Annotated in this window: 26 protein-coding genes; 18 read left to right on the forward strand and 8 right to left on the reverse strand. The window is 31.2% G+C overall.

What is annotated here, in order from left to right; genetic code table 11:
- Window positions 1–10: 10 nt before the first annotated feature.
- The 3 genes from LQ611_RS04305 to LQ611_RS04315 all read left to right on the forward strand — a co-directional run bounded on the left by LQ611_RS04305 (window position 11) and on the right by LQ611_RS04315 (window position 2,027).
- Entirely contained in the window at window positions 11–556 is a 546-nt protein-coding gene (locus LQ611_RS04305) for a DUF3267 domain-containing protein (protein WP_058591878.1), read from the forward strand.
- Between the two features lie 69 nt (window positions 557–625).
- Window positions 626–1,693, forward strand: coding sequence for a DNA polymerase IV (gene dinB, locus LQ611_RS04310; RefSeq protein WP_239709364.1), 1,068 nt, complete (start codon window positions 626–628; stop codon window positions 1,691–1,693).
- A 118-nt stretch (window positions 1,694–1,811) separates the two neighbouring features.
- Entirely contained in the window at window positions 1,812–2,027 is a 216-nt protein-coding gene (locus LQ611_RS04315; protein WP_048540669.1) for a hypothetical protein, read from the forward strand.
- A gap of 53 nt (window positions 2,028–2,080) precedes the next feature.
- Here LQ611_RS04315 and LQ611_RS04320 read toward each other — a convergent pair whose 3' ends face one another.
- Together LQ611_RS04320 and LQ611_RS04325 are read right to left on the reverse strand one after the other, a co-directional pair.
- Window positions 2,081–2,635 (reverse strand): 3'-5' exonuclease, encoded by a 555-nt coding sequence (locus LQ611_RS04320; RefSeq protein ID WP_239709367.1) that lies wholly within the window; start codon window positions 2,633–2,635, stop codon window positions 2,081–2,083.
- A gap of 144 nt (window positions 2,636–2,779) precedes the next feature.
- On the reverse strand, window positions 2,780–3,286 hold the full coding sequence (locus tag LQ611_RS04325; protein ID WP_025905146.1) for a ferritin: 507 nt from the start codon (window positions 3,284–3,286) through the stop codon (window positions 2,780–2,782).
- Between the two features lie 146 nt (window positions 3,287–3,432).
- Between LQ611_RS04325 and murT the strand changes: the two genes are divergently transcribed.
- The gene (murT, locus tag LQ611_RS04330) at window positions 3,433–4,743 is read left to right on the forward strand and encodes a lipid II isoglutaminyl synthase subunit MurT (RefSeq protein ID WP_103360879.1); all 1,311 of its coding nucleotides are present in this window, start codon (window positions 3,433–3,435) and stop codon (window positions 4,741–4,743) included.
- A complete protein-coding gene (gene gatD / locus LQ611_RS04335; protein WP_025905148.1) occupies window positions 4,743–5,465 on the forward strand; it encodes a lipid II isoglutaminyl synthase subunit GatD in 723 nt (240 codons plus the stop codon). The genes murT and gatD overlap by 1 nt, the downstream gene beginning before the upstream one ends.
- Before the next feature lie 174 nt (window positions 5,466–5,639).
- Here gatD and LQ611_RS04340 read toward each other — a convergent pair whose 3' ends face one another.
- Window positions 5,640–6,635: an FUSC family protein gene (locus tag LQ611_RS04340; protein ID WP_239709369.1), complete on the reverse strand. Its 996-nt coding sequence runs from the start codon at window positions 6,633–6,635 to the stop codon at window positions 5,640–5,642.
- Between the two features lie 97 nt (window positions 6,636–6,732).
- Here LQ611_RS04340 and map point away from each other — a divergent pair, with 97 nt between their 5' ends.
- The 5 genes from map to LQ611_RS04365 all read left to right on the forward strand — a co-directional run bounded on the left by map (window position 6,733) and on the right by LQ611_RS04365 (window position 10,429).
- The gene (map, locus tag LQ611_RS04345; RefSeq protein ID WP_025905150.1) at window positions 6,733–7,488 is read left to right on the forward strand and encodes a type I methionyl aminopeptidase; all 756 of its coding nucleotides are present in this window, start codon (window positions 6,733–6,735) and stop codon (window positions 7,486–7,488) included.
- Window positions 7,489–7,633: 145 nt separating this feature from the next.
- The gene (locus LQ611_RS04350; protein WP_233670693.1) at window positions 7,634–8,044 is read left to right on the forward strand and encodes a hypothetical protein; all 411 of its coding nucleotides are present in this window, start codon (window positions 7,634–7,636) and stop codon (window positions 8,042–8,044) included.
- Between the two features lie 15 nt (window positions 8,045–8,059).
- Window positions 8,060–8,770, forward strand: a complete 711-nt coding sequence (liaF, locus tag LQ611_RS04355) for a cell wall-active antibiotics response protein LiaF (protein ID WP_025905152.1) — start codon at window positions 8,060–8,062, stop codon at window positions 8,768–8,770.
- Window positions 8,767–9,810 carry a sensor histidine kinase gene (locus tag LQ611_RS04360; RefSeq protein WP_037590451.1) on the forward strand — a complete coding sequence of 348 codons (1,044 nt, stop codon included), beginning with the start codon at window positions 8,767–8,769 and terminating at the stop codon, window positions 9,808–9,810. The genes liaF and LQ611_RS04360 overlap by 4 nt, the downstream gene beginning before the upstream one ends.
- Window positions 9,800–10,429, forward strand: coding sequence for a response regulator transcription factor (locus tag LQ611_RS04365; protein ID WP_025905154.1), 630 nt, complete (start codon window positions 9,800–9,802; stop codon window positions 10,427–10,429). The genes LQ611_RS04360 and LQ611_RS04365 overlap by 11 nt, the downstream gene beginning before the upstream one ends.
- Window positions 10,430–10,468: 39 nt before the next feature.
- Here LQ611_RS04365 and LQ611_RS04370 read toward each other — a convergent pair whose 3' ends face one another.
- The 4 genes from LQ611_RS04370 to LQ611_RS04385 form a co-directional block, all read right to left on the reverse strand.
- Window positions 10,469–11,038 carry a beta-class carbonic anhydrase gene (locus LQ611_RS04370; RefSeq protein WP_103360882.1) on the reverse strand — a complete coding sequence of 190 codons (570 nt, stop codon included), beginning with the start codon at window positions 11,036–11,038 and terminating at the stop codon, window positions 10,469–10,471.
- A complete protein-coding gene (locus LQ611_RS04375; RefSeq protein WP_025905156.1) occupies window positions 11,022–12,089 on the reverse strand; it encodes a YihY/virulence factor BrkB family protein in 1,068 nt (355 codons plus the stop codon). Before LQ611_RS04375 ends, LQ611_RS04370 begins: the two co-directional genes overlap by 17 nt.
- 72 nt (window positions 12,090–12,161) lie before the next feature.
- Complete coding sequence (locus LQ611_RS04380; RefSeq protein ID WP_025905157.1) at window positions 12,162–12,461, reverse strand: YtxH domain-containing protein; 300 nt, start codon at window positions 12,459–12,461, stop codon at window positions 12,162–12,164.
- A 162-nt stretch (window positions 12,462–12,623) separates the two neighbouring features.
- A complete protein-coding gene (locus tag LQ611_RS04385) occupies window positions 12,624–12,989 on the reverse strand; it encodes a PH domain-containing protein (RefSeq protein ID WP_103360883.1) in 366 nt (121 codons plus the stop codon).
- A 137-nt stretch (window positions 12,990–13,126) separates the two neighbouring features.
- Between LQ611_RS04385 and LQ611_RS04390 the strand changes: the two genes are divergently transcribed.
- From LQ611_RS04390 to LQ611_RS04405, 4 genes are all read left to right on the forward strand, one after another.
- Window positions 13,127–13,330 carry a DUF1128 family protein gene (locus tag LQ611_RS04390; RefSeq protein WP_025905159.1) on the forward strand — a complete coding sequence of 68 codons (204 nt, stop codon included), beginning with the start codon at window positions 13,127–13,129 and terminating at the stop codon, window positions 13,328–13,330.
- 18 nt (window positions 13,331–13,348) lie between these two features.
- Window positions 13,349–14,578 (forward strand): aminopeptidase, encoded by a 1,230-nt coding sequence (locus tag LQ611_RS04395; protein WP_107565622.1) that lies wholly within the window; start codon window positions 13,349–13,351, stop codon window positions 14,576–14,578.
- A gap of 77 nt (window positions 14,579–14,655) precedes the next feature.
- Window positions 14,656–14,835, forward strand: coding sequence for a hypothetical protein (locus tag LQ611_RS04400; protein ID WP_048540679.1), 180 nt, complete (start codon window positions 14,656–14,658; stop codon window positions 14,833–14,835).
- Between the two features lie 72 nt (window positions 14,836–14,907).
- On the forward strand, window positions 14,908–15,420 hold the full coding sequence (locus LQ611_RS04405) for an acyl-CoA thioesterase (protein WP_103360885.1): 513 nt from the start codon (window positions 14,908–14,910) through the stop codon (window positions 15,418–15,420).
- Between the two features lie 49 nt (window positions 15,421–15,469).
- Here the strand turns inward: LQ611_RS04405 and yfkAB are convergent, their stop codons facing one another.
- Window positions 15,470–16,597, reverse strand: coding sequence for a radical SAM/CxCxxxxC motif protein YfkAB (yfkAB, locus tag LQ611_RS04410; protein WP_103360886.1), 1,128 nt, complete (start codon window positions 16,595–16,597; stop codon window positions 15,470–15,472).
- Window positions 16,598–16,733: 136 nt separating this feature from the next.
- On the opposite strand from yfkAB, the gene LQ611_RS04415 reads away from it, so the two are divergent.
- From LQ611_RS04415 to LQ611_RS04430, 4 genes are all read left to right on the forward strand, one after another.
- A complete protein-coding gene (locus LQ611_RS04415; protein WP_049320382.1) occupies window positions 16,734–16,895 on the forward strand; it encodes an SE1561 family protein in 162 nt (53 codons plus the stop codon).
- 12 nt (window positions 16,896–16,907) lie between these two features.
- Window positions 16,908–18,269 (forward strand): 23S rRNA (uracil(1939)-C(5))-methyltransferase RlmD, encoded by a 1,362-nt coding sequence (gene rlmD / locus LQ611_RS04420; protein WP_103360887.1) that lies wholly within the window; start codon window positions 16,908–16,910, stop codon window positions 18,267–18,269.
- Between the two features lie 65 nt (window positions 18,270–18,334).
- Window positions 18,335–18,850 carry a type 1 glutamine amidotransferase domain-containing protein gene (locus tag LQ611_RS04425; RefSeq protein WP_239709371.1) on the forward strand — a complete coding sequence of 172 codons (516 nt, stop codon included), beginning with the start codon at window positions 18,335–18,337 and terminating at the stop codon, window positions 18,848–18,850.
- A 91-nt stretch (window positions 18,851–18,941) separates the two neighbouring features.
- Window positions 18,942–19,826 (forward strand): nuclease-related domain-containing protein, encoded by an 885-nt coding sequence (locus LQ611_RS04430; protein WP_119489614.1) that lies wholly within the window; start codon window positions 18,942–18,944, stop codon window positions 19,824–19,826.
- Window positions 19,827–19,865 lie beyond the last annotated feature (39 nt).

A 19,865-nucleotide genomic window follows, 5' to 3' on the forward strand; every position in this document is an offset into this window, starting at 1 on the left:
GGGGTATTGGATGCTTAAAATTGACTTAGTTAACAATATATCTGTATTAAAAAGGTTAGCACTTTTACAATTTGTTTTATTTCTTTCATTAATATTAATTAGTTTTAAGTTAATTGCGAATATCATATATATTTATGAAGAAGGCTTTGTAAGAAATATTATAGTCGGGTTAGTTGGTTTAATTATATTAGTGTTTATCCATGAGTTAATACACGGTATTTGTTTTAAAATATTTAACCCAAAGGGAAAGGTTAAATATGGATATATGAAAGGCATGTTTTATGCAACGATGCCACATGCTATTTTTACAAGAAAACAATTTTATATCATATTATTAGCACCATTTGTTTTAATTAGTATAGGATTATTAATTGTATTATTATGGCTTCAAGTCACTTCTATTATTTATGTATTTGCTTTTCATGGTGCAGCATGTATCGGTGATTTTTACATGGCGCAAGTGATTTATAGTAATAAGCAGATGAATTATGTAGAAGATACAGAAGTAGGTATTAATTTATTTACGGATAATAAAGACGTTCAATCAACAAGTTAATAAGATTTTTGATATAATATATAGGAATTTGGGCAACCAACTTCCTATTTTTTTGTAGAGGTGTTTAGAATGGAACGGCGAATCATTCACATTGATATGGATGCTTTCTTTGCTCAAGTAGAAATAAGAGATAATCCAAAATTAAAAGGAAAACCAGTGATTATAGGTGGACGTGCTTCAGGTAGAGGGGTTGTTTCGACAGCTAGTTATGAAGCTCGTAAATTTGGTGTTCATTCAGCTATGCCCATGGCTCAAGCACATCAACTTTGTCCGGATGGTTATTATGTACGCCCAAGAATTAATTATTATCGAGAAGTGTCGAATGATATAATGGCAATATTTAAAAGTTATACAGATATTGTAGAACCTTTATCGTTAGATGAAGCTTATTTAGACGTTACTGAACTTGTGAGAAAAGACTTACCTGCGTCAACGATTGCACAATACATTCAACGAGATATTTATGATAAGACGCATCTAACTTCTTCAGCGGGTGTTTCTTATAATAAATTTTTAGCAAAGCTCGCTAGCGGTATGAATAAACCGAGTGGTCGTACAGTGATAGATTATGAGAATGTACATGATTTGTTGATGTCGTTGCCTATAGGAGATTTCGCGGGTATTGGAAAAGTAACAGAAGAAAAGATGAAATCATTGGGGATCAATAGTGGTAAAGATTTATACGCATATGACCAAATGGAATTGATTCAATTATTCGGTAAACGTGGTGTAAGCTTTTATAATAAAGTACGCGGTATTGATCATTCTCCAGTGAAACCAACACGTGTTAGAAAATCAATCGGTCGAGAAACAACATTTGAAACAGATCAAAATGATGATGACTTTATACTCAATACAATTAGAAAATTGAGTACTGAAGTTACTAATAGAGCAGATAAACATGAACTAGCAGGACGAACGATAACAGTTAAACTTAAGACACATAACTTTGAAACATTATCTAAACAAACAAGTAGTCATACACCCGTCTATGACGAAGTTGAAATATATAATATAGCATATGATTTATATAATTCATTAAAAGACCCCGAGACTTCTATACGTTTAGTAGGTGTATCAATCGGGAATTTAGTTTCAAGAACGTATCGTAATTTAACAATATATGATTTTATTTAAACCGATTTACTTGATATCATCATGTATCCTTAGTATTCTGAATATTGTTGAATGCGCGTTTCGGCTACATGAGAAGTGGGTATTTATTAATACTTATAATAAGAAAGTAGAGATTGATATGAAATTTAAATTTTCAATTATTGCAATTACAGTATTATTAATCATTTTATTTATTAAAAGTTCCATTGAAACAGGTTCATTCGATATTATCAAATTACTAGGTATTATTGCGATAGCAATATTATTATTCTGGGTTGATAGAAAATTAGAAAGACCTGTTAATAAAGCGAGTTTAAAAAGAGACATAAAAAAAGAATTCCAACACAAAGAGTAAATAAAAGAATAAAAGCTTCTAGGATGCGTCATGATATCCTAGAAGCTTTTTATTTATACATATTTTTTATCGGTTAACGTTTTGCCGTAAATATCTAATACAGAATATAAGTCTGGGTAATGTTTTAACAATCGATACGTAATAATCGCACATGCTTTAGCATCATTTAACGCATGATGGTGACCTTTAAAATCAATATTATAATAATCCATCATTGGCGCAAGTCCATATCTATGATTGTTGACTGTTTTTCTAGCTAATATACATGAACAAAAATACGTTAATTCAGGAATTTCGATTTGGTGTTTAATGAGAGATTTAAACAATACAGTCATATCAAATTTAGCATTATGTGCTACAACTGGTAGTGTACCGATGAAATCCATCATATATGGAAACACGACATCGAAAGTAGGTGAATTTGTCACATCAGAAGGTTTAATTTTATGAATTTTAATATTTATATTTGAAAAATAATCTTCGGGATTCACTAATGTGTAAAAAGTTTCTGTAATTTGATGATCAATTACTTTGACCATTCCGACAGAACAAATACTTTCCGGACTTCCATTTGCTGTTTCAAAATCAAGTGCTACAAATGAAGACATACCATCACTTCCTTTAGAAAGTTATTATAAACATTTGTTGGAATAATGTAAATGATGATGGTATGTAAGATAGAATGAATAAAGACCATCCACCATGAGTAGCTCACGGTGATGGTCTTCATTTAAGTATAGTAAGACTATAAATTATTCAGCATCTTCATCGAAGTGACGAGAAGCTAAATCTTTTTCATAGATAAATAATGCGTTATTGTCTTCTTGAATTCTTTCTAAGTAGTCAATATGTGTTTCAAACATAGACTCTTCTTCAACTTGCTCATCTAAGAACCAGTTTAAGAATGAAATTGTAGCAAAGTCTTTTTCTTCTTTAGCAATTTCAGATAAATTATAGAATCGACGTGTAACATCTTGTTCTTGAGCTAATCCATCTTTAAATGTCTCTAATAAAGAACTGAATTCAGTCTTAGGAGCATCTAAAGCTGTGAAAATAGCTTTTTCACCACGATCGTTAATATAGTCATATATTTTCATACCATGGAAACGTTCTTCTTTAGCTTGTTGAATATAGAAGTTTGCAAATCCATCGTAACTCTTATCTGCACAATAAGCTGCCATTGCCATATATGCATGTGCTGCGTAAAATTCATGATTCAACTGATTGTTTAAAGCATCTAAAATATTTTTAGATAACATAGAAATCTTCCCTTCTATAATAATTTTAACTTACATTTTTATTATACAATAACAACAAAATGAAACCAACGATTTGATACAGTTAAACACTTTTTTTAAAGCTTTTGAACGTGGTATAATGATGTGACAGAACAAGGAGGTAACGTATGAAGAAGTATGTTGCGAAAAATATAGCAAAGCTAGCTCGATATGCTAGTAGAAAAGTAGGTAAACAAGGTACGGATCTTCCGGGACAAATAGCTCGAAAAATAGACCCGCTTATTTTAAGAAAGTTAGCAAATGAAGTAGATGAAATCGTGATGATTAGTGGTACGAACGGTAAAACGACGACATCGAATTTAATAGGTTATACATTAAAGAAGAACAATATTGAAATTATACATAATACTGAAGGTGCCAATATGGCAGCTGGGATTACTTCAAGCTTTATTGTTCAATCTAATAAAAATACTAAAATTGCTGTTATAGAAATAGATGAGGGTTCTATACCAAGAGTGTTAAAAGAAATGACACCTTCTATGATGGTAGTGACAAACTTCTTTAGAGACCAAATGGATAGATTTGGTGAAATCGATACGATGGTAGATAATATTGCCAACTCAATCAAAGATAAAGGGATCAAACTATTACTGAATGCAGATGATCCTTTCGTTAGTCGATTAAAAATAGCAAGTGATGACATCGTATATTATGGTATGCAAAAAGGGATACACGACTTTGAACAAAGTTCAATGGTTGAAAGTAAATACTGTCCTAATTGTGGAAGATTATTAAATTATAGTCATATTCATTACAATCAAATTGGTCATTATACATGTGAATGTGGATTCAATAGAGCAACACCACAATATGAAGTGACAGCATTTAAACAAGAACCATTCATACATGTAGGCTTAAATGATGCTCATTTTGATATGAAGATTGCCGGTGATTTTAATGTATTTAATGTCATTGCAGCTTATTCAGTATTAAGAGAATTAGGTTTATATGATCAATCTATTAAAATTGGATTTGAAACATATACTTCTGATAATGGACGTATGCAATACTATAGAAATAGTAAAAAAGAAGCGCTTATTAACTTAGCTAAAAACCCTGCAGGTCTGAATGCAAGTTTGTCTGTAGGTGAACAAATTGATGGAGAAAAAGTTTATTTAATCAGTTTGAATGATAATGGTGCAGATGGAAGAGATATTTCATGGATTTATGATGCAGACTTTGAAAAATTATCTAGACAGAATATCAAAACCATCATCTGTACAGGACAAAGAGCTGAAGAATTAGCATTAAGACTGAAATATGCTGAAGTTGAAGCGGAAGTTATTATAGAACATTCAATAGAAAAGGCAACGGAACTATCGATGACTTACAATCAGTTTACAGTTGCAATTCCAAACTATACATCTTTATCACCAATGCATCGAACATTGAATAAAGCCTTCAAGGAGGAAGCATAATGTCAGCAATAAAAATATTTCATTTTATGCCAGATAAATTAAATTTATACGGCGATATTGGCAATATTATTGCACTGAAGCAACGTGCGAAATGGCGTAATATAGAAGTAGAAGTAATAGATATAACAGATACTGATCAATTAAGTTTAGATGATTGTGACATTTTCTTTATTGGCGGTGGAAGTGATAGAGAACAAAGTTTAGCAACAGAACAATTAAAGAAAATTAAAACACAACTCAAAGATGCAATTGAAGACGGCATGCCAACCTTAACAATATGTGGAGGCTATCAATTTTTAGGATCTGAATATGTAACACCAGATGGTACAAGATTAGAAGGTTTAAACATTCTTGATATTTATACAGAATCTAAGAAAGACCGTCTAATAGGAGATATTGTAATTGAATCAGAAACATTTGGACAAATTGTCGGTTTTGAGAATCATGGTGGTAGAACATATCACGAATATCCTACATTAGGTAAAGTCGTTGATGGTTATGGTAATAATGATACGGATAAGAAAGAGGGTATCCATTATAAGAATTTATTAGGTACATATTTACATGGACCAATATTACCTAAAAACCACGAAATCACCGATTACTTATTAAAACAAGCATGTATCCGAAAAGGTATAACATTCGAACCAGAACAATTAGACAATACAGTTGAAGAAGCGGCAAAACAAGCTATTATTAAACGATTGTTAAAAGCAAAATAATAAGATGTGAGTTAAAGAAGAAGTAAACTCATGAGATTGCAGAAGATGTGAGTTAAAGAGGTAGTAAACTCACGAGTTCACTAAAAATCATAATAAGTAACTCACATCATTAAAACATAAAAAGCGGCTGGGACATATTTTAATGTCCTGGCCGCTATTTATGTTTTAGCATAGTTATTTTGTTAATCTTGAATATCTATCGTTTAAAATTTTATTAATCATGAGTATTTCATAAATAATGTGACTTTTGATTTGGTTTTCATCAAATTCGTTTAGTCCTTTAACACTATTTTTTAATGTGGATGCTGCATTTTTTTGTTTTTTATATTCATTTGCTTTTATTAAATGTTCATAGGATTTGATGAAATTTGAGATTGCTGTGCGTTCTTTTTCGGTAAAGACGATGTGCGTATTCTCTGGTAAATATACTAAGTTTAATAAATGTGCATTTAGTAGTCGGTTAATGTGATATTTCATTTCGACTTTTCTAATGTGAGATTTAGATTCTTTCTTTGCTCTATGGTAATCGTATTCTTCTTTTTGATATTTTATAAGTTGTTCAATTTTAGTAGCTTGTTGTTGCAATGTTGATACTTTTTTCATGGATAAAGTAGATTCGTATTCACCTAGTAAGAGTTCTTTAAGTCTAGCTATGTATATTTCTAAAATTTTTTGATCCATCTTATGATTGATGTCTTCTATTTGATTTATATATTTAGGTGGCAAAATAATGAAGTTGACGATGCCTGCTGTTGCAAGACCAATTGTAGTCGTCGCTAATCGTGATACGAAATTATATACGAATGCTTCATGGATAACCGGAACCATTGCGACAGCTGTAATGGCAGCTACTAACATTCCATCAAATAATTTAAGTTTATAACATACTAAAATCGTGACGGTTGCTGCTAATGAATAACTTAAAGGTGATTCTCCAAAGAAGTATGTACTAATAACGGCTATAAATGCACCAAGTATAGAAGCGGGGAACCTCACAAATGCTTTCTTTAAGGATGCTTTAGCTGTAGGTTCAATTGTCACAATAGATGTGATAACCGCAAATATAGGATTTAAATTTAAAGACATACATATTAAAGCAGTTAAAAAAGTTGCTAATCCAGTTTTAATAATTCTTGCACCGATAATTCGAGATAACCAATTTTCTTTCATATTCAAAACTCCGAAATCATTTTTTTATAGTATAACATGCATTTTCTGATATAATGATAAACGACAAAAAAATTTTAAAAGAAAGAACGGGATTTAAATGATAATTCAAAACAATGAAGAACTTGAAGGCCTAAAAGAAATAGGTAAAATTTGTGCAATAATTCGTGATGAGTTAAAAGAAGCAACTAAACCCGGAATTACAACTAAAGAATTAGATAACATCGCAAAGGAAAGATTTGAAGAGTTAGAAGCAGAATCAGCACCTATTGCAGAGTATGATTTTCCTGGTTACACATGTATAAGTGTAAATGAAGAGGTTGCGCACGGTATACCTGGTAAACGTGTGATTAACGAAGGCGATCTTGTAAATATAGACGTTTCAGCTCGTAAAAATGGCTATTATGCAGATACAGGTATTTCATTTGTTGTTGGTAATGCAGATGATCCGAAAAAACAATTAGTAGTTGATGTAGCAGCTATGGCTTTTGAAGAAGCAATGAAGAAAGTTAAGCCAGGTGCTAAATTATCTCAAATTGGTAGAGCAGTAAATGCTACTGCACGTAAAAATGGCTTAAAAGTTATTAAAAACTTAACAGGACATGGTGTTGGACGTTCATTACACGATTCACCACAACATGTTATGAACTATTATGATCCATTAGAAAAACAATTGCTTAAAGAAGGTATGGTACTTGCAGTAGAACCATTTATCTCATCAAACGCGACAATCGTTAGCGACGGTAAAAATGATTGGGCATTTGAAACGAAAGATAAAAGTTTCGTCGCTCAAATTGAGCACACAATTGTTGTAACTAAAGAAGGACCATTATTATTAACTAAATTAGAAGACTAAAAATATAAGAGGAGTGGATAGAATTGATTAAACATACAAGATTCTATACTACTCCTTTTTATTTTTCTAAGACTAAGGTCCTATTGAAAATTCAATCCTAGGTCCATTTTTAGATTTGAAATAACATTTTATAATAGAGTTTAATATGACAGAAGTAGGTGATTCTATGTTTAATGTTGTTTCAGATCAATTAAAACAATTAATTCTTGTTTCATATTATGAAAGTTTAGATACATGTGCTAAGCGCTTAGATGTTAAAATTAAAGCTATGAAGCAGTACTTAACGTATCTTGAACAAAAACGTTGTCAATTAAGTAAATTAATTGATAAATATACTTTAGAATTAGACAATAAGTATATGGACAAGATTGAAGATTTTAAAATTAAATGTGCTAAAAAATTAGAAGATCATGATTTACAATGGTTACAAAAGCAAATTAATATGTTAGAAAGTGAATTAGCGAAAATTGACGAAGCTATGAAAAGTACTTTTGATAAAATTGCTGATACTATAGCTGAGCGTACGATGCTTACTCAGATGAATTCACTTCTCTAAAAAAGGAGTGGTATGTTGAAGAATAAATTTATATCAACGGAATTGTTGATCGTATTATCTGTATTGATTTTGTTATCAAACATTTACTATATTTTCTTTGAGAAAATAGGCTTATTACTCGTTGTTGTAATGGGTACGATATTTATATATGTAGGATATTTATATTTTCATAAATTACGGGGATTAATTATATTTTGGATAGGCGCCATTTTAATGATTTATGCATTACTTTCTAATCCATACATGCTTGCCATTTTATTTTTATTCTTAGTATTTTTAGTTATTAGATATCTTTTATATCGTAAGAAACCATTAAGAGTAGAACATGTCGATCAAACATCAAATGAAAATATTAACGAATCATTTATAAAACAGCGATGGTTCTCTCCACAAAAGACACCACACTATATTTATAAATGGGAAGATATACAAATTCAACAAGCAATTGGAGATATTGAATTAGATTTATCTTTAGCTGCTAATTTATCTGAGCATAATGTTATTGTCGTGAGACAATATATTGGAAAGACGCAAATTATTGTTCCATATAATTACCATGTACATGTACATATAACTGCTTTATATGGCAGATTATATATGAATGATCAAGTGTACAGAGTAAAAAATGAAACAGTACATTATGAGGAAAATAGTCATAAAAATTCATTTAAAGTTAATATATTCTTCTCAACATTTATGGGAGATGTTGAGGTGATTTATCGATGAATAACTACACAAGAATTATCGGTTCAATGCTTATTCTTGTTTATACAATTGTCGGCATTTTATTTTTCTTAGATCGAATTTTTATTAATATTATATATTTTCAAGGTTTATTTTACACACAAATATTAGGTGTACCAGCATTCCTGTTTATTAATATTGTAGTAATTTTACTATGTATCATAATAGGGACTGCAGTAGCTTACAAAATTAATCAACAGCACCATTGGATTAAAGAACAAATCGAAAGATCTTTTCAAGGAGAAATGTTAGGTGTGAATCACCATGAAATTGATTTGCACAAAGAAACTTTAGAAATTTATCAAACATTAATTCCTTTGCATGAAGAACTATACACGTTGAGATTAAAGTCTCAACAAATTATTAATGAATCGTATCAAATGCAAGATTCCGTCGTTAAAAAAATCATAGAAGATGAGCGACAAAGATTAGCAAGAGAATTACATGACTCAGTAAGTCAGCAATTATTTGCGGCAAGTATGATGTTATCTGCAATTAAATCATCAGAATTAAAAGAGCCATTAGCTAAACAAGTAGACTTATTAGAAAAAATGATACAAGATTCGCAATTAGAAATGCGTGCTTTATTATTACATTTAAGACCTTTAGGATTAAAAAATAAATCTCTTGGTGAAGGTATTAAAGATTTAGTAGTCGACTTGAAACAAAAAATACCAATGAAAGTTGTTTATGATATAGAAGATATAGAAATAGCCAAAGGTACGGAAGACCATCTATTCCGTATAACTCAAGAAGCCATATCTAATACGTTACGTCATTCTAAAGGTACAAAAGTTTCAATAGAGTTAATAGATACGAATGATTATGTTATATTACGTATACAAGATGATGGGGTAGGTTTTGACACATCTAAAAGAGATCCACAGAGTTATGGGCTAAATACTATGAACGAACGTGCATTAGAAATTGGAGCCACTCTCAATATTATTTCAATGCCTGAATCGGGAACGCGTATTGAAGTTAAGGTACCAAATAATAAGGAGGAACAATATGACAATTAGAGTATTATTTGTAGATGATCATGAAATGGTTCGAATCGGAATCTCTAGTTATTTATCTACACAAGAAGATATATCCGTCATAGGGGAAGCAGCATCAGGAAGAGAAGGTATTGAAAAAGCTGAAGAATTAGAACCCGATGTCATTTTAATGGATTTAGTGATGGATGATATGAATGGTATAGAAGCAACACAACATATAAAAAAGCATCAACCAAGTGTTAAAATCGTCATGTTAACAAGTTTCATTGAAGATAATGAAGTCTACCAAGCCTTAGATGCAGGTGTTGATAGTTATATATTAAAGACGACTTCTGCAGATGATATCGCAAATGCTATACGTAAGACGTACAACAAAGAGTCTATTTTTGAACCAGAAGTACTTGTAAAAATGAGAAATAGAATGAATCAAAAAGCTGAATTATTCGAAATGTTGACTGAACGTGAAATGGAAATATTATTATTAATCGCTAAAGGTTATTCAAACCAAGAAATAGCAAGTGCCTCACATATTACGATTAAGACAGTTAAAACGCACGTTAGTAATATATTAAGTAAATTAGAAGTACAAGATAGAACACAGGCTGTTATATATGCCTTTCAACATAATTTAATATCATAATAAAAGAAGTTGAGCTTCCATAAAGGAGCTCAACTTCTTTTATTTAGTAAATTCATATCCATTTTGTATAACTTCTAAATCACCATTATGTGGATCAATTACGAGTCCATGTATCGGAACAGATTGATCAAATAATGGATGGTTATATACTTTTTGTATATTTGTTTGAACATTTTCAGTTACATCATCGAATCCTCTTAAGAATTGATGGATATTAATACCTGAATGTTCGATTGTATTTAGTGTATCATCTGTGATACCACGACTTTTCATTGTATCTATTACTGAATCCACATCCAAATTCCCCATACCACAGTCTTTATGACCCATGATAATGATTTCTTCAGCGCCAAGTGCATAAATCGCTACTAATAAACTTCGCATTGTAGAACCATATGGATGAGAAATAGTTGCGCCAGCGTTTTTAACAACTTTGATATCGCCATTTTTAAAGCCTAATGCACGCGTAGAAAGTTCTGTTAATCGCGTATCCATACACGTGAGCAATACTGCTTTAGCGTTAGGTGTCTTTGTTGTTATAAGATTTTTATATTCCTTATTTTCTATAAAAGCTGCATTATATTCTAAAATATCATTCAATAGAGGCATTAGTCATATCACCGTTTTCTGTTAAGTTATTAAATGCTTGTTCTTCTGGTGATCCATTTTTAAGCATTTTCTTCTGATGTAGTACTGCGTTTATTTCTGCACCGATGATAATAATTAATCCAGTTAAGAATAACCAAATCATCAATACGATAATACCTCCGATACTACCGTATGTTTTAGAGTAGTTAGCGAAATTATTAACATAAACACCAAATAAAGCACTTGAACCTAACCATGCAATTGTTGTAAAAGCTGCACCAGGAACAACTGATAATAATTTGATTTTAATGTTTGGTGCAAGCGTATATAGTGTGATAAATACGATAAACGTCACAATTAATGGTAGTACGACTTTTATTAAACTAAATATCCAACGTAATTCAGATTCTAATCCTAAAGGACCAAATAATAAATTGCCGATTTGTTGACCAAATATAGGTAGTGCTATTGCAATACCGAATACAACAACCATAATAACTGTGAAGAAGACACTCATGATTTTAAGTATGATAGCATTTCTTCCATCTTCAACATCATAAGCGACATTAAATGCGTTCATTAAAGCAGTCATACCATTTGATGCAGACCATAATGCTGCGATTAAACCGAATGAGAATAAGCCACCACTAGCATTATTCATAACGTCATCAATTATGCCAGTAATTAACTTTGCCGTATCACCAGGTGCATTCTCTGATATCATATTTGTAATTGTATCAGGATTGACTTGGAATAGTGGTATCAACGTTAACACAAATATTAGAGTAGGGAATAACGCAAGTAAGAAGTAATATGAAAGCTGTGCTGCAAGTCCTGTAGCATTATCCTTACCAATTCTGTAAATTAAAGTTGATAAAATATTACCGTCTTTCGTAAATTTAGCTGGCTTATTAATTTTTGAAACATAAAATATTTGGTTATCTTTCTTTGCTGTCTTAGATTCAAATTTTTGTGGTGGAATATAATATTCTTTCTTAATAGACTTTTTTTGTTCGTCTTTAAAGTTTTTAGCTTGTTCTAAAAATTTTGAGCTCGATTTATCATTTCCCATATAAATTCTCCTAATTTAATATGATGTTAAAAAAGACTAGGTTAGATGAATAAGCCTAGTCTTTAATATAAATTATGAATGGTTTGAACCTGAGATTTGTCTTTGATTCTTTTTCTCAATGAATGTATCTTTAGCATCCATAATTGATTGCTCTAATTCTGGATTTTTACGACGAATTTCTTCGATTACATCTTTCCAGTATAGAACTTCATCTTTAATTTGATCTAATTTAGAAGGTTCTCTTGAAGTGTTGCCTTCTTTAATGTTTTGCACTTGGTTTGATAACGATTGGCGAGTGTTTTTATCAGCTAATGCAATAATTGCGCCAATTGTACCACCTATTAAAATAGCAGGAACTAATTTGTTTTGCATAATGTTTTTCCCCTTTCAAGAATATAACTTTAAATTAACATCGACCTACATATCATATCACATATGAATCTCAAATTAGAGAATATAGGCATTAATATATGTTATAAATATCACTAATGTTGTTTATTCCCATAAATTTAGAGATATAAACACAATTGTAGTTTATAATAGTGCATTAGACAATAGCTTTTCAAAAGGCATAATATCTAAATTTCTGCCTATTTTAATTTTAAAATGGCCAGCTCTTGTCCATAATGTGATTTCACCGTTTAAATCAAGTAGTTTACCAGCATTCTCAGTAGACCACATGAGTATAATGTTATAAGGTATAGAGTAAGTTTCTATTTTCTTACCGGTGATACCTTGCATATCACGAATGATAATTCGTTTATTTGTAAATACGGCAGTATCTCTGAATGTCTTAAAAGCACTATAAGCTTCTTCGCCTTCAACGAGATATTGCGAAATATTATCTGGTACTGCAACTTGTTCGAAAAGCGTCCATGAAAGTATATCTTGAACAGCCACTAGAATCACTCCTCACCTTATAATTCATGTTTATTGTATAAAATATTCATATAAATTGTAAAGTGAATATATAAGTTTGATAGTTTTAATTATAATTACTTTTTGCTAAACTAAATTTTGAAAGGATGATAAAAAATATGACTGAATCAATAGAACAAATGGTAGATGATTTAAAAGGCAAGCTACGATTAGTAAATACAAGTGTATTGAATAAAGATGCAATACCTGAAGAAAAGAAAGAAGAATTGAAAGAAATACATACTATGGTCATGTCTAGAAAAAACATATCAGCTAGTGAAATGACAGCTATTACACAAGCTTTAGGTGACCTTAGAAAATAAACAAAGGTGGTTAAACAAATGGGTTATGAAAAACAGCTTCAAAAATATGCAGAGTTATTAGTTAAAGTTGGTTTGAATGTTCAGGAAAAAGAGCCTGTATATATTCAAGCTTCAATTGATGCAAGTGAATTTGTACATTTAGTTGTTGAGGAAGCATACAAAATAGGGGCAGAAGACGTAAAAGTTAGTTACAAAGATGATAGAATTGCACAGCTTAAATATCAATATGAACCTGAATCATTTTTTGAGAATGTTAAACAATATGATATTGATGAAAAAATGGATTATTTAGATAGAAAAGCAGCGTTCTTATCAATTGTTTCATCTAGTCCAGATAGTTTGAAAGATGCTGATCCTAATAAAATTCGCAAATCTATGGCAGCAAACGGAAAAGCATTTAAAGACTATATGGTTGCTGTTCAAAGTGATCGCATGAGTTGGTGTGTAGCTTCATATCCATCGGTTGGTTGGGCTAAAATGATGTTCCCTGAATTAAGTGATGATGAAGCGGTCAATAAATTACTTGAAACAATTTTAAAAACAGTAAGAGTTGATCAAGAAGACCCAGTGAAAGCTTGGGAAGAACATGATCACTTATTACATGAAAAAGCAGATTATTTAAATAACAAAAAATATAAAGCATTGCATTACAAATCAGAAGGTACTGACTTAACAATTGAATTACCAAACGGTCAATATTGGTCGGGTGCTAGTTCTGTAAACTCAAAAGGCAACAGCTTTGTAGCGAATATGCCTACTGAAGAAGTATTTACTGCACCACATAAAAATGGTGTTAATGGAACAGTAAGTAATACATTACCTTTAAGTTATTCAGGTAATATTATTGATGACTTTACTTTAACATTTAAAGATGGTGAAGTAGTAGACTACAAAGCAGGTGTTGGTGAAGAAATTTTGAAATCGATTCTAGAAACAGATGAAGGTTCAAAACGACTAGGTGAGGTAGCATTAGTACCTGTTGATTCACCAATTTCTAACATGAACACGTTATTCTATAATACATTATTTGATGAAAATGCTTCTTGTCATATTGCATTAGGATCTGCTTATGCATTTTGTATCGAAGGTGGCAAAGATATGACTGCTGAACAATTAGCTGAAAATGGTTTAAATGATTCCACAACACATGTTGACTTTATGATTGGTAGCAAAGATTTATCAATTGATGGTATTTTGGAAAATGGTGAAAAAGAACCAGTATTTAGAGATGGTAATTGGGCATTTTAAAAGATAGCCATTTAAGAATACATCATGTATAATAAAGATAAATAAAGTCTTTATAGCCATTCAAAGGAGGGGATATCATGAGTACACCAATGGAATGGAGTGTAATGATCGCATTTGTGTTCGCAATTTTTACATTTGGCGGTGCATTAATGATGTATCTTGTTCAAACATTCGATAGTAGAGAGTCTGTACGAATTGATACTGCTGAAGAAGCACTAGAGAAGAAAGTCTTTGATGATGAGGAACATTATCATTAATAAGAATGAATAGCCAGGGAAACCTGGCTATTTTTTTCAATAAAAATAAGCAAAACTGGACGGGGTTATAATATGAAAACGAAGAAACCAATGAAAGAATCAAGAAGTGTCAAATCCATTCAAATATTTCCAGAGGACACAAATCACCACAATACGATGTTCGGTGGTAAATTAATGGCGGAAATTGATGAAATCGCAGCAATCGCAGCGATGAGACATAGTGGGAACTCAGTTGTAACAGCATCTACGGATTCAGTAGACTTCTTACAACCAATCGGAACAGGTGAAGTGATATCGTTAGTTTCTTTTGTCACTTATGCAGGTAAATCATCTATGGAGATTTGCGTAAAAGTCATTAGTGAAGACAATATTAATCAAAAGAAACATTTAGCAGCGTATAGCTTTTTAACATTTGTAGCTTTAGATAAAGAAGGAAATAAAGCAGAAGTTCCAGCAATATATCCTGAAACAGATGATGAAAAATGGTTCTATGAAAGTGCGCAAGATAGAGTGAAACTACGCCAAGAAAGAAGAAAAGAAAGTAAGAAAACATTAGAATTCATGTCTACAAAACTATATATCTAATTTAAATAAAGGGCTAGGACAACAATTGTTGTCCTAGCCCTTTATTATATTATTGATTCATTCTTAATTCGTTTGCTTTAAAGTCGACATCTTTATAGTACATATCTTTTACGAGTAAATTTGGACCTAAACATCTCACTTTAGGACAGTGACAGTTAAGTGATTTTGCTAAAGATGAATTCATCCATGTTTGATAAACATCTTCAAGTTTATCTTGTTTAATATTTGCGATAGATCCTGTTTCATCGCCGAAGTCTGTAACGATTACATCTCCAGAAAATACATTTACGTTTAATCTACTTCTTCCATCTGGATCATTTCTTAAACTTACATTTTTAGATGATTTTAATCTAGATAATAAGTTTTGGTCTGATTCATTCATGAAACAAGGGTAAAAAGGTAACGTTCCAAATAACATCCAAGTATCTTCATCTCTAAAGTCTAAAATCTCATGAATAGTATCTTTCATTTCATCTAAACTCATAATATTTAACTGACTTGCAAAGTCAGAAGGGTACATAGGATGTATTTCATGACGACTACATTTCATATCATGAACAATTTCATTATGGATTTTTTGTAAATAAGGTTTAGTACTTTTATTTAACATCGTTTCAGCAGATACAAACATACCTTGTTCTGATAGTGTGGCAGAGTTTTGAATCATTTGTTCGTATAGTCGATATCTTACTTTTAAAGGAGGTTTCTTGTCCATTACATGGAAACCAACTTCACTGAATTCATCGATTGTTCCCCAGTTATGTGAAATGTGCATAACATCAATATACTCAGCAATTTCTAAATAACGATCAAGTGGTAACGTTAAATTAGAATTCATTTGCGTGTAAATGCCTCGTTTGTGTGCATATTTTAATAAAGGAACGACAGTTTCTCGAATTGATTTTTTACTGAACATTGGTTCTCCGCCAGTAATTGAGATTGTTTTTAAATGAGGGACTTCATCAAGTCTCTTTAAAATTAAATCCATCGGTAATGTGTCAGGGTCTCGTAATTGTAACGTATAACCTACTGCACAATGTGCACAACGCATATTACAGAGTGTAGTCGTTGTAAATTCTATATTACTCAGTTGTAATGAACCGTGTTCGTCTATATCGTTATAGGCCTCCCACGGGTCGTTTTTTATTGAAATAGGACTTTTCAAGTCGTATATCATGATATATCCTTCTTTCTGATTTTTTTCCTATCTATGAGCGTAACACTTGTTATCAAATTTTCCAATACTGATTTATGATTGTTTTTATACTTGTTATCATTCATAATAATATTATTAAAAATAAAGGAGTATTAAAATGAGTAAAAAAACATCACTTAATGAAATCAAACAAAGGTTATCAGACTTTTTAGATGAAATGGAAGCAATGAATCCTGAAGATATGGAAGTATCTGATGTAGATGAATGGATTGCTTTGCTTGATGAACTTGAGAAAAAAGTTCAAGCTATGCATGATTAATGGTGACCATAGATGAATGTTTCAGTAAAAGTAGGACAGAAGTTTCCTTTAACGATCAAACGATTAGGTATTAATGGTGAAGGTATTGGCTATTATAAGAAGAAGATAACATTTGTAGAAGGTTTATTGCCGGGAGAAGTTGGACTTGTCCAAGTCGTAAAAGCGAAACCAAATTTTATAGAAGCGAAAGTAGTCAAAATCCGTGAACGTAGTAAAGAAAGGGTTAAACCTAAATGTAAAGTTTATGATATTTGTGGTGGATGCCAACTGCAACATTTAAATTATGATGCGCAACTTTTATTCAAATCACAAATTGTAAAAGATGCGTTAACTAAATATGCAAAAAATATCCCAACAAAAATTGTAAAACCTACAATCGGTATGGATAATCCTTGGGGATACCGTAATAAAAATCAATTTCCTGTTCAGAAGAAAGGAAATCAACTCATTGCAGGCCTTTATGAAAAAGACAGTCATCAATTAATTGATATTAAAAAATGTCCAGTTCAAGACAAACGTACGATTCAAGTTACGAATGAACTGAGAAATATTTTGATGAATTTACAAGTTAAAGTATGTAGAAATCCAAATAAAGAACAAGGGCTAAGATATATTGTTACGAGAGTGGCAAAGCATAGTCAACAAATACAAGTTACGTTAGTTTGTACGGATGATCAATTGAAGTATAATCAGTCTCTTATTGATCAAATCATGAATTTGTCTTTCGTTGAAAGTTTATCCATCAATATTAATAAAGAGAAGACATCACGAGTACTAGGCAGTCAAACAATTCATGTAAGTGGTAAACAACAAATTACAGAAACGCTTGGTCAATACTATTATGATTTATCGCCAGATTCATTTTTCCAATTAAATCCGGAACAAGCTACAAAAATGTACGGTGAAATTGAAGCTCAAGCGAATTTAACAGGTAATGAATCAGTTGTAGATGCATTTTGCGGAACAGGTACAATAGGTATTTGGCTTTCTCAAAATGCGAAAGAAGTAAGAGGTATGGATATCATTAAAGAAGGTATTGATGACGCTAAGAAAAATGCTGAACTCAATAATCGTCATAATGTACACTATGAAGTTGGTGATGCATATAAAGTTATGGATAAATGGATTAAAGAAGGCTTTAAACCAGACGTGATAACAGTTGATCCGCCAAGAACTGGATTAGGTATTAAAGCTGTTGAACTTATTAAATCCGTTCATCCAAAAACATTTGTGTATACAAGTTGTAATCCATCAACTTTAGCGAAAGATTTAGCACACTTATCTAAAAAATATAAAGTCGTAAGCATGCAACCTATTGATATGTTTCCACAAACAGCACAAGTAGAAGTCGTAGCAAAATTAGTTGCAAAATAAGTTTAAAACCTTTCAAAAGTGGTATATAAATATTAGACATACTATGAAAGGAAGAGATTGATATTATGAGTAAAAAAGTAGCAGCAGTTGTAACAGATTTATTCGAGGACGTTGAATTAACAAGTCCACAAAAAGCATTAACTGATGCTGGACATGAAGTTGTTATTATTGGTGAAGAAAAAGGTAAAGAAATCACTGGTAAAAAAGGCGAAAAAGTTACAGTAGAAGTTGGTATTGATGAAGCAAATGCTGCAGATTATGATGCAGTCTTAATTCCTGGCGGATTTTCACCAGATTTATTACGTGGAGATGAACAAGGACGTTTTGGCGAATTTGTTAAACATTTCGCACAAAATGAAAAACCTTCATTTGCAATTTGCCACGGACCTCAATTATTAATTGATACAGATTTATTAAATGGCAGAACTGTTACTAGTTTCTTGTCAGTTAGAAAAGACTTACAAAATGCAGGTGCAAAAGTCGTTGACGAATCTGTAGTCGTTGACAATGGCATCGTCACAAGTCGAACTCCAGACGACTTAGAAGACTTTAACCGTGAATCACTTGCATTGCTTCAATAGATGCTTTGATGAGCCACTCACTTTTATAGTGAGTGGTTTTTTTGTGCAGGCTATTATATAATTTTTTTATAATATGTAAGGAGCGTGGTTTATGGAAAGTAAGCATGATACAAAGTATTTTCAATCATTAATAGGGCGCGCTGAATTAACCGAAAATATTTTGAAATCAATCCAAAATAAATCAAGTGGAAACGATGGCGAAAATTATTTTAGTGCCATTTTAGATTGTGTTACGGATATCGTATATTTGAATGACTTTCAATTTGCATACAATAGTCAAGTTCAAATAGATACAATCGTCATCGATGATTATGCAATATATTTATTCGAGATAAAGAATTATAAAGGCATTTATTATTTAGAAGACACGTTGTTAAAAAATAATTTTGGAAGTTCATTTACCTCACCGTTCATACAAATGGAACGAGCTAGAAATGAATTCAATAAACTATGTCACTATCTAGAAATTGGTAAACCCGTCATTTCAAAATTAGTCTTTACCAATCCTTACTTTAACTTTAAAAATAGAAACATATTAAAAGATCAAGTCATCTTACCCTCAGAATTAGGCTCCATTACCCAACTTTTTAAAAATCAAAATCAATCAGAAAATATAAGAATTAAACAGAAACTATTATCAGTAAGAAATTCATTTGATGCACAATACAGTAAAGGTGTGACAATACCGTTTGAACAAATCAAGCCAGGTATCAAATGTCCTCGATGTCATCGCATGTTCACAGTAAAAATTGAACAAGACAAACAGAAATGTACATGCCAATATTGTGAGTCTGTCATGGATAAAAAATATCTTTATGAATATAATTTGCAAGAACTGTATTATTTAAAACAAGAGCCATTCACAATCACCGAAGCAGTATGGTGGTTAGGAGGGAATAGTAAAACTACAATTCGAAGAGTATGTGAACAAAACTTCAAAAGTATAGGTAAAAGGTATAAGAAATTCTATATTTAGATTTAGATGAGTTAGCTAATTACCAGAATTCAGAATAAT

This window comes from Mammaliicoccus sp. L-M44 (assembly GCF_022386355.1).
Classification (GTDB): domain Bacteria; phylum Bacillota; class Bacilli; order Staphylococcales; family Staphylococcaceae; genus Mammaliicoccus; species Mammaliicoccus sciuri_A.

What these genes read in the sequence shown, in the direction of transcription:
- LQ611_RS04305 (WP_058591878.1), top strand. Translation starts at nt 11, where the DNA reads ATGCTTAAAATTGACTTAGTTAACAATATATCTGTATTAAAAAGGTTA.
- dinB (WP_239709364.1), top strand. Translation starts at nt 626, where the DNA reads ATGGAACGGCGAATCATTCACATTGATATGGATGCTTTCTTTGCTCAA.
- LQ611_RS04315 (WP_048540669.1), top strand. Translation starts at nt 1,812, where the DNA reads ATGAAATTTAAATTTTCAATTATTGCAATTACAGTATTATTAATCATT.
- LQ611_RS04320 (WP_239709367.1), bottom strand. Translation starts at nt 2,635, where the DNA reads ATGTCTTCATTTGTAGCACTTGATTTTGAAACAGCAAATGGAAGTCCG.
- LQ611_RS04325 (WP_025905146.1), bottom strand. Translation starts at nt 3,286, where the DNA reads ATGTTATCTAAAAATATTTTAGATGCTTTAAACAATCAGTTGAATCAT.
- murT (WP_103360879.1), top strand. Translation starts at nt 3,433, where the DNA reads ATGAAGAAGTATGTTGCGAAAAATATAGCAAAGCTAGCTCGATATGCT.
- gatD (WP_025905148.1), top strand. Translation starts at nt 4,743, where the DNA reads ATGTCAGCAATAAAAATATTTCATTTTATGCCAGATAAATTAAATTTA.
- LQ611_RS04340 (WP_239709369.1), bottom strand. Translation starts at nt 6,635, where the DNA reads ATGAAAGAAAATTGGTTATCTCGAATTATCGGTGCAAGAATTATTAAA.
- map (WP_025905150.1), top strand. Translation starts at nt 6,733, where the DNA reads ATGATAATTCAAAACAATGAAGAACTTGAAGGCCTAAAAGAAATAGGT.
- LQ611_RS04350 (WP_233670693.1), top strand. Translation starts at nt 7,634, where the DNA reads ATGACAGAAGTAGGTGATTCTATGTTTAATGTTGTTTCAGATCAATTA.
- LQ611_RS04360 (WP_037590451.1), top strand. Translation starts at nt 8,767, where the DNA reads ATGAATAACTACACAAGAATTATCGGTTCAATGCTTATTCTTGTTTAT.
- LQ611_RS04365 (WP_025905154.1), top strand. Translation starts at nt 9,800, where the DNA reads ATGACAATTAGAGTATTATTTGTAGATGATCATGAAATGGTTCGAATC.
- LQ611_RS04370 (WP_103360882.1), bottom strand. Translation starts at nt 11,038, where the DNA reads ATGCCTCTATTGAATGATATTTTAGAATATAATGCAGCTTTTATAGAA.
- LQ611_RS04375 (WP_025905156.1), bottom strand. Translation starts at nt 12,089, where the DNA reads ATGGGAAATGATAAATCGAGCTCAAAATTTTTAGAACAAGCTAAAAAC.
- LQ611_RS04380 (WP_025905157.1), bottom strand. Translation starts at nt 12,461, where the DNA reads ATGCAAAACAAATTAGTTCCTGCTATTTTAATAGGTGGTACAATTGGC.
- LQ611_RS04390 (WP_025905159.1), top strand. Translation starts at nt 13,127, where the DNA reads ATGACTGAATCAATAGAACAAATGGTAGATGATTTAAAAGGCAAGCTA.
- LQ611_RS04395 (WP_107565622.1), top strand. Translation starts at nt 13,349, where the DNA reads ATGGGTTATGAAAAACAGCTTCAAAAATATGCAGAGTTATTAGTTAAA.
- LQ611_RS04400 (WP_048540679.1), top strand. Translation starts at nt 14,656, where the DNA reads ATGAGTACACCAATGGAATGGAGTGTAATGATCGCATTTGTGTTCGCA.
- LQ611_RS04405 (WP_103360885.1), top strand. Translation starts at nt 14,908, where the DNA reads ATGAAAACGAAGAAACCAATGAAAGAATCAAGAAGTGTCAAATCCATT.
- yfkAB (WP_103360886.1), bottom strand. Translation starts at nt 16,597, where the DNA reads ATGATATACGACTTGAAAAGTCCTATTTCAATAAAAAACGACCCGTGG.
- LQ611_RS04415 (WP_049320382.1), top strand. Translation starts at nt 16,734, where the DNA reads ATGAGTAAAAAAACATCACTTAATGAAATCAAACAAAGGTTATCAGAC.
- rlmD (WP_103360887.1), top strand. Translation starts at nt 16,908, where the DNA reads ATGAATGTTTCAGTAAAAGTAGGACAGAAGTTTCCTTTAACGATCAAA.
- LQ611_RS04425 (WP_239709371.1), top strand. Translation starts at nt 18,335, where the DNA reads ATGAGTAAAAAAGTAGCAGCAGTTGTAACAGATTTATTCGAGGACGTT.
- LQ611_RS04430 (WP_119489614.1), top strand. Translation starts at nt 18,942, where the DNA reads ATGGAAAGTAAGCATGATACAAAGTATTTTCAATCATTAATAGGGCGC.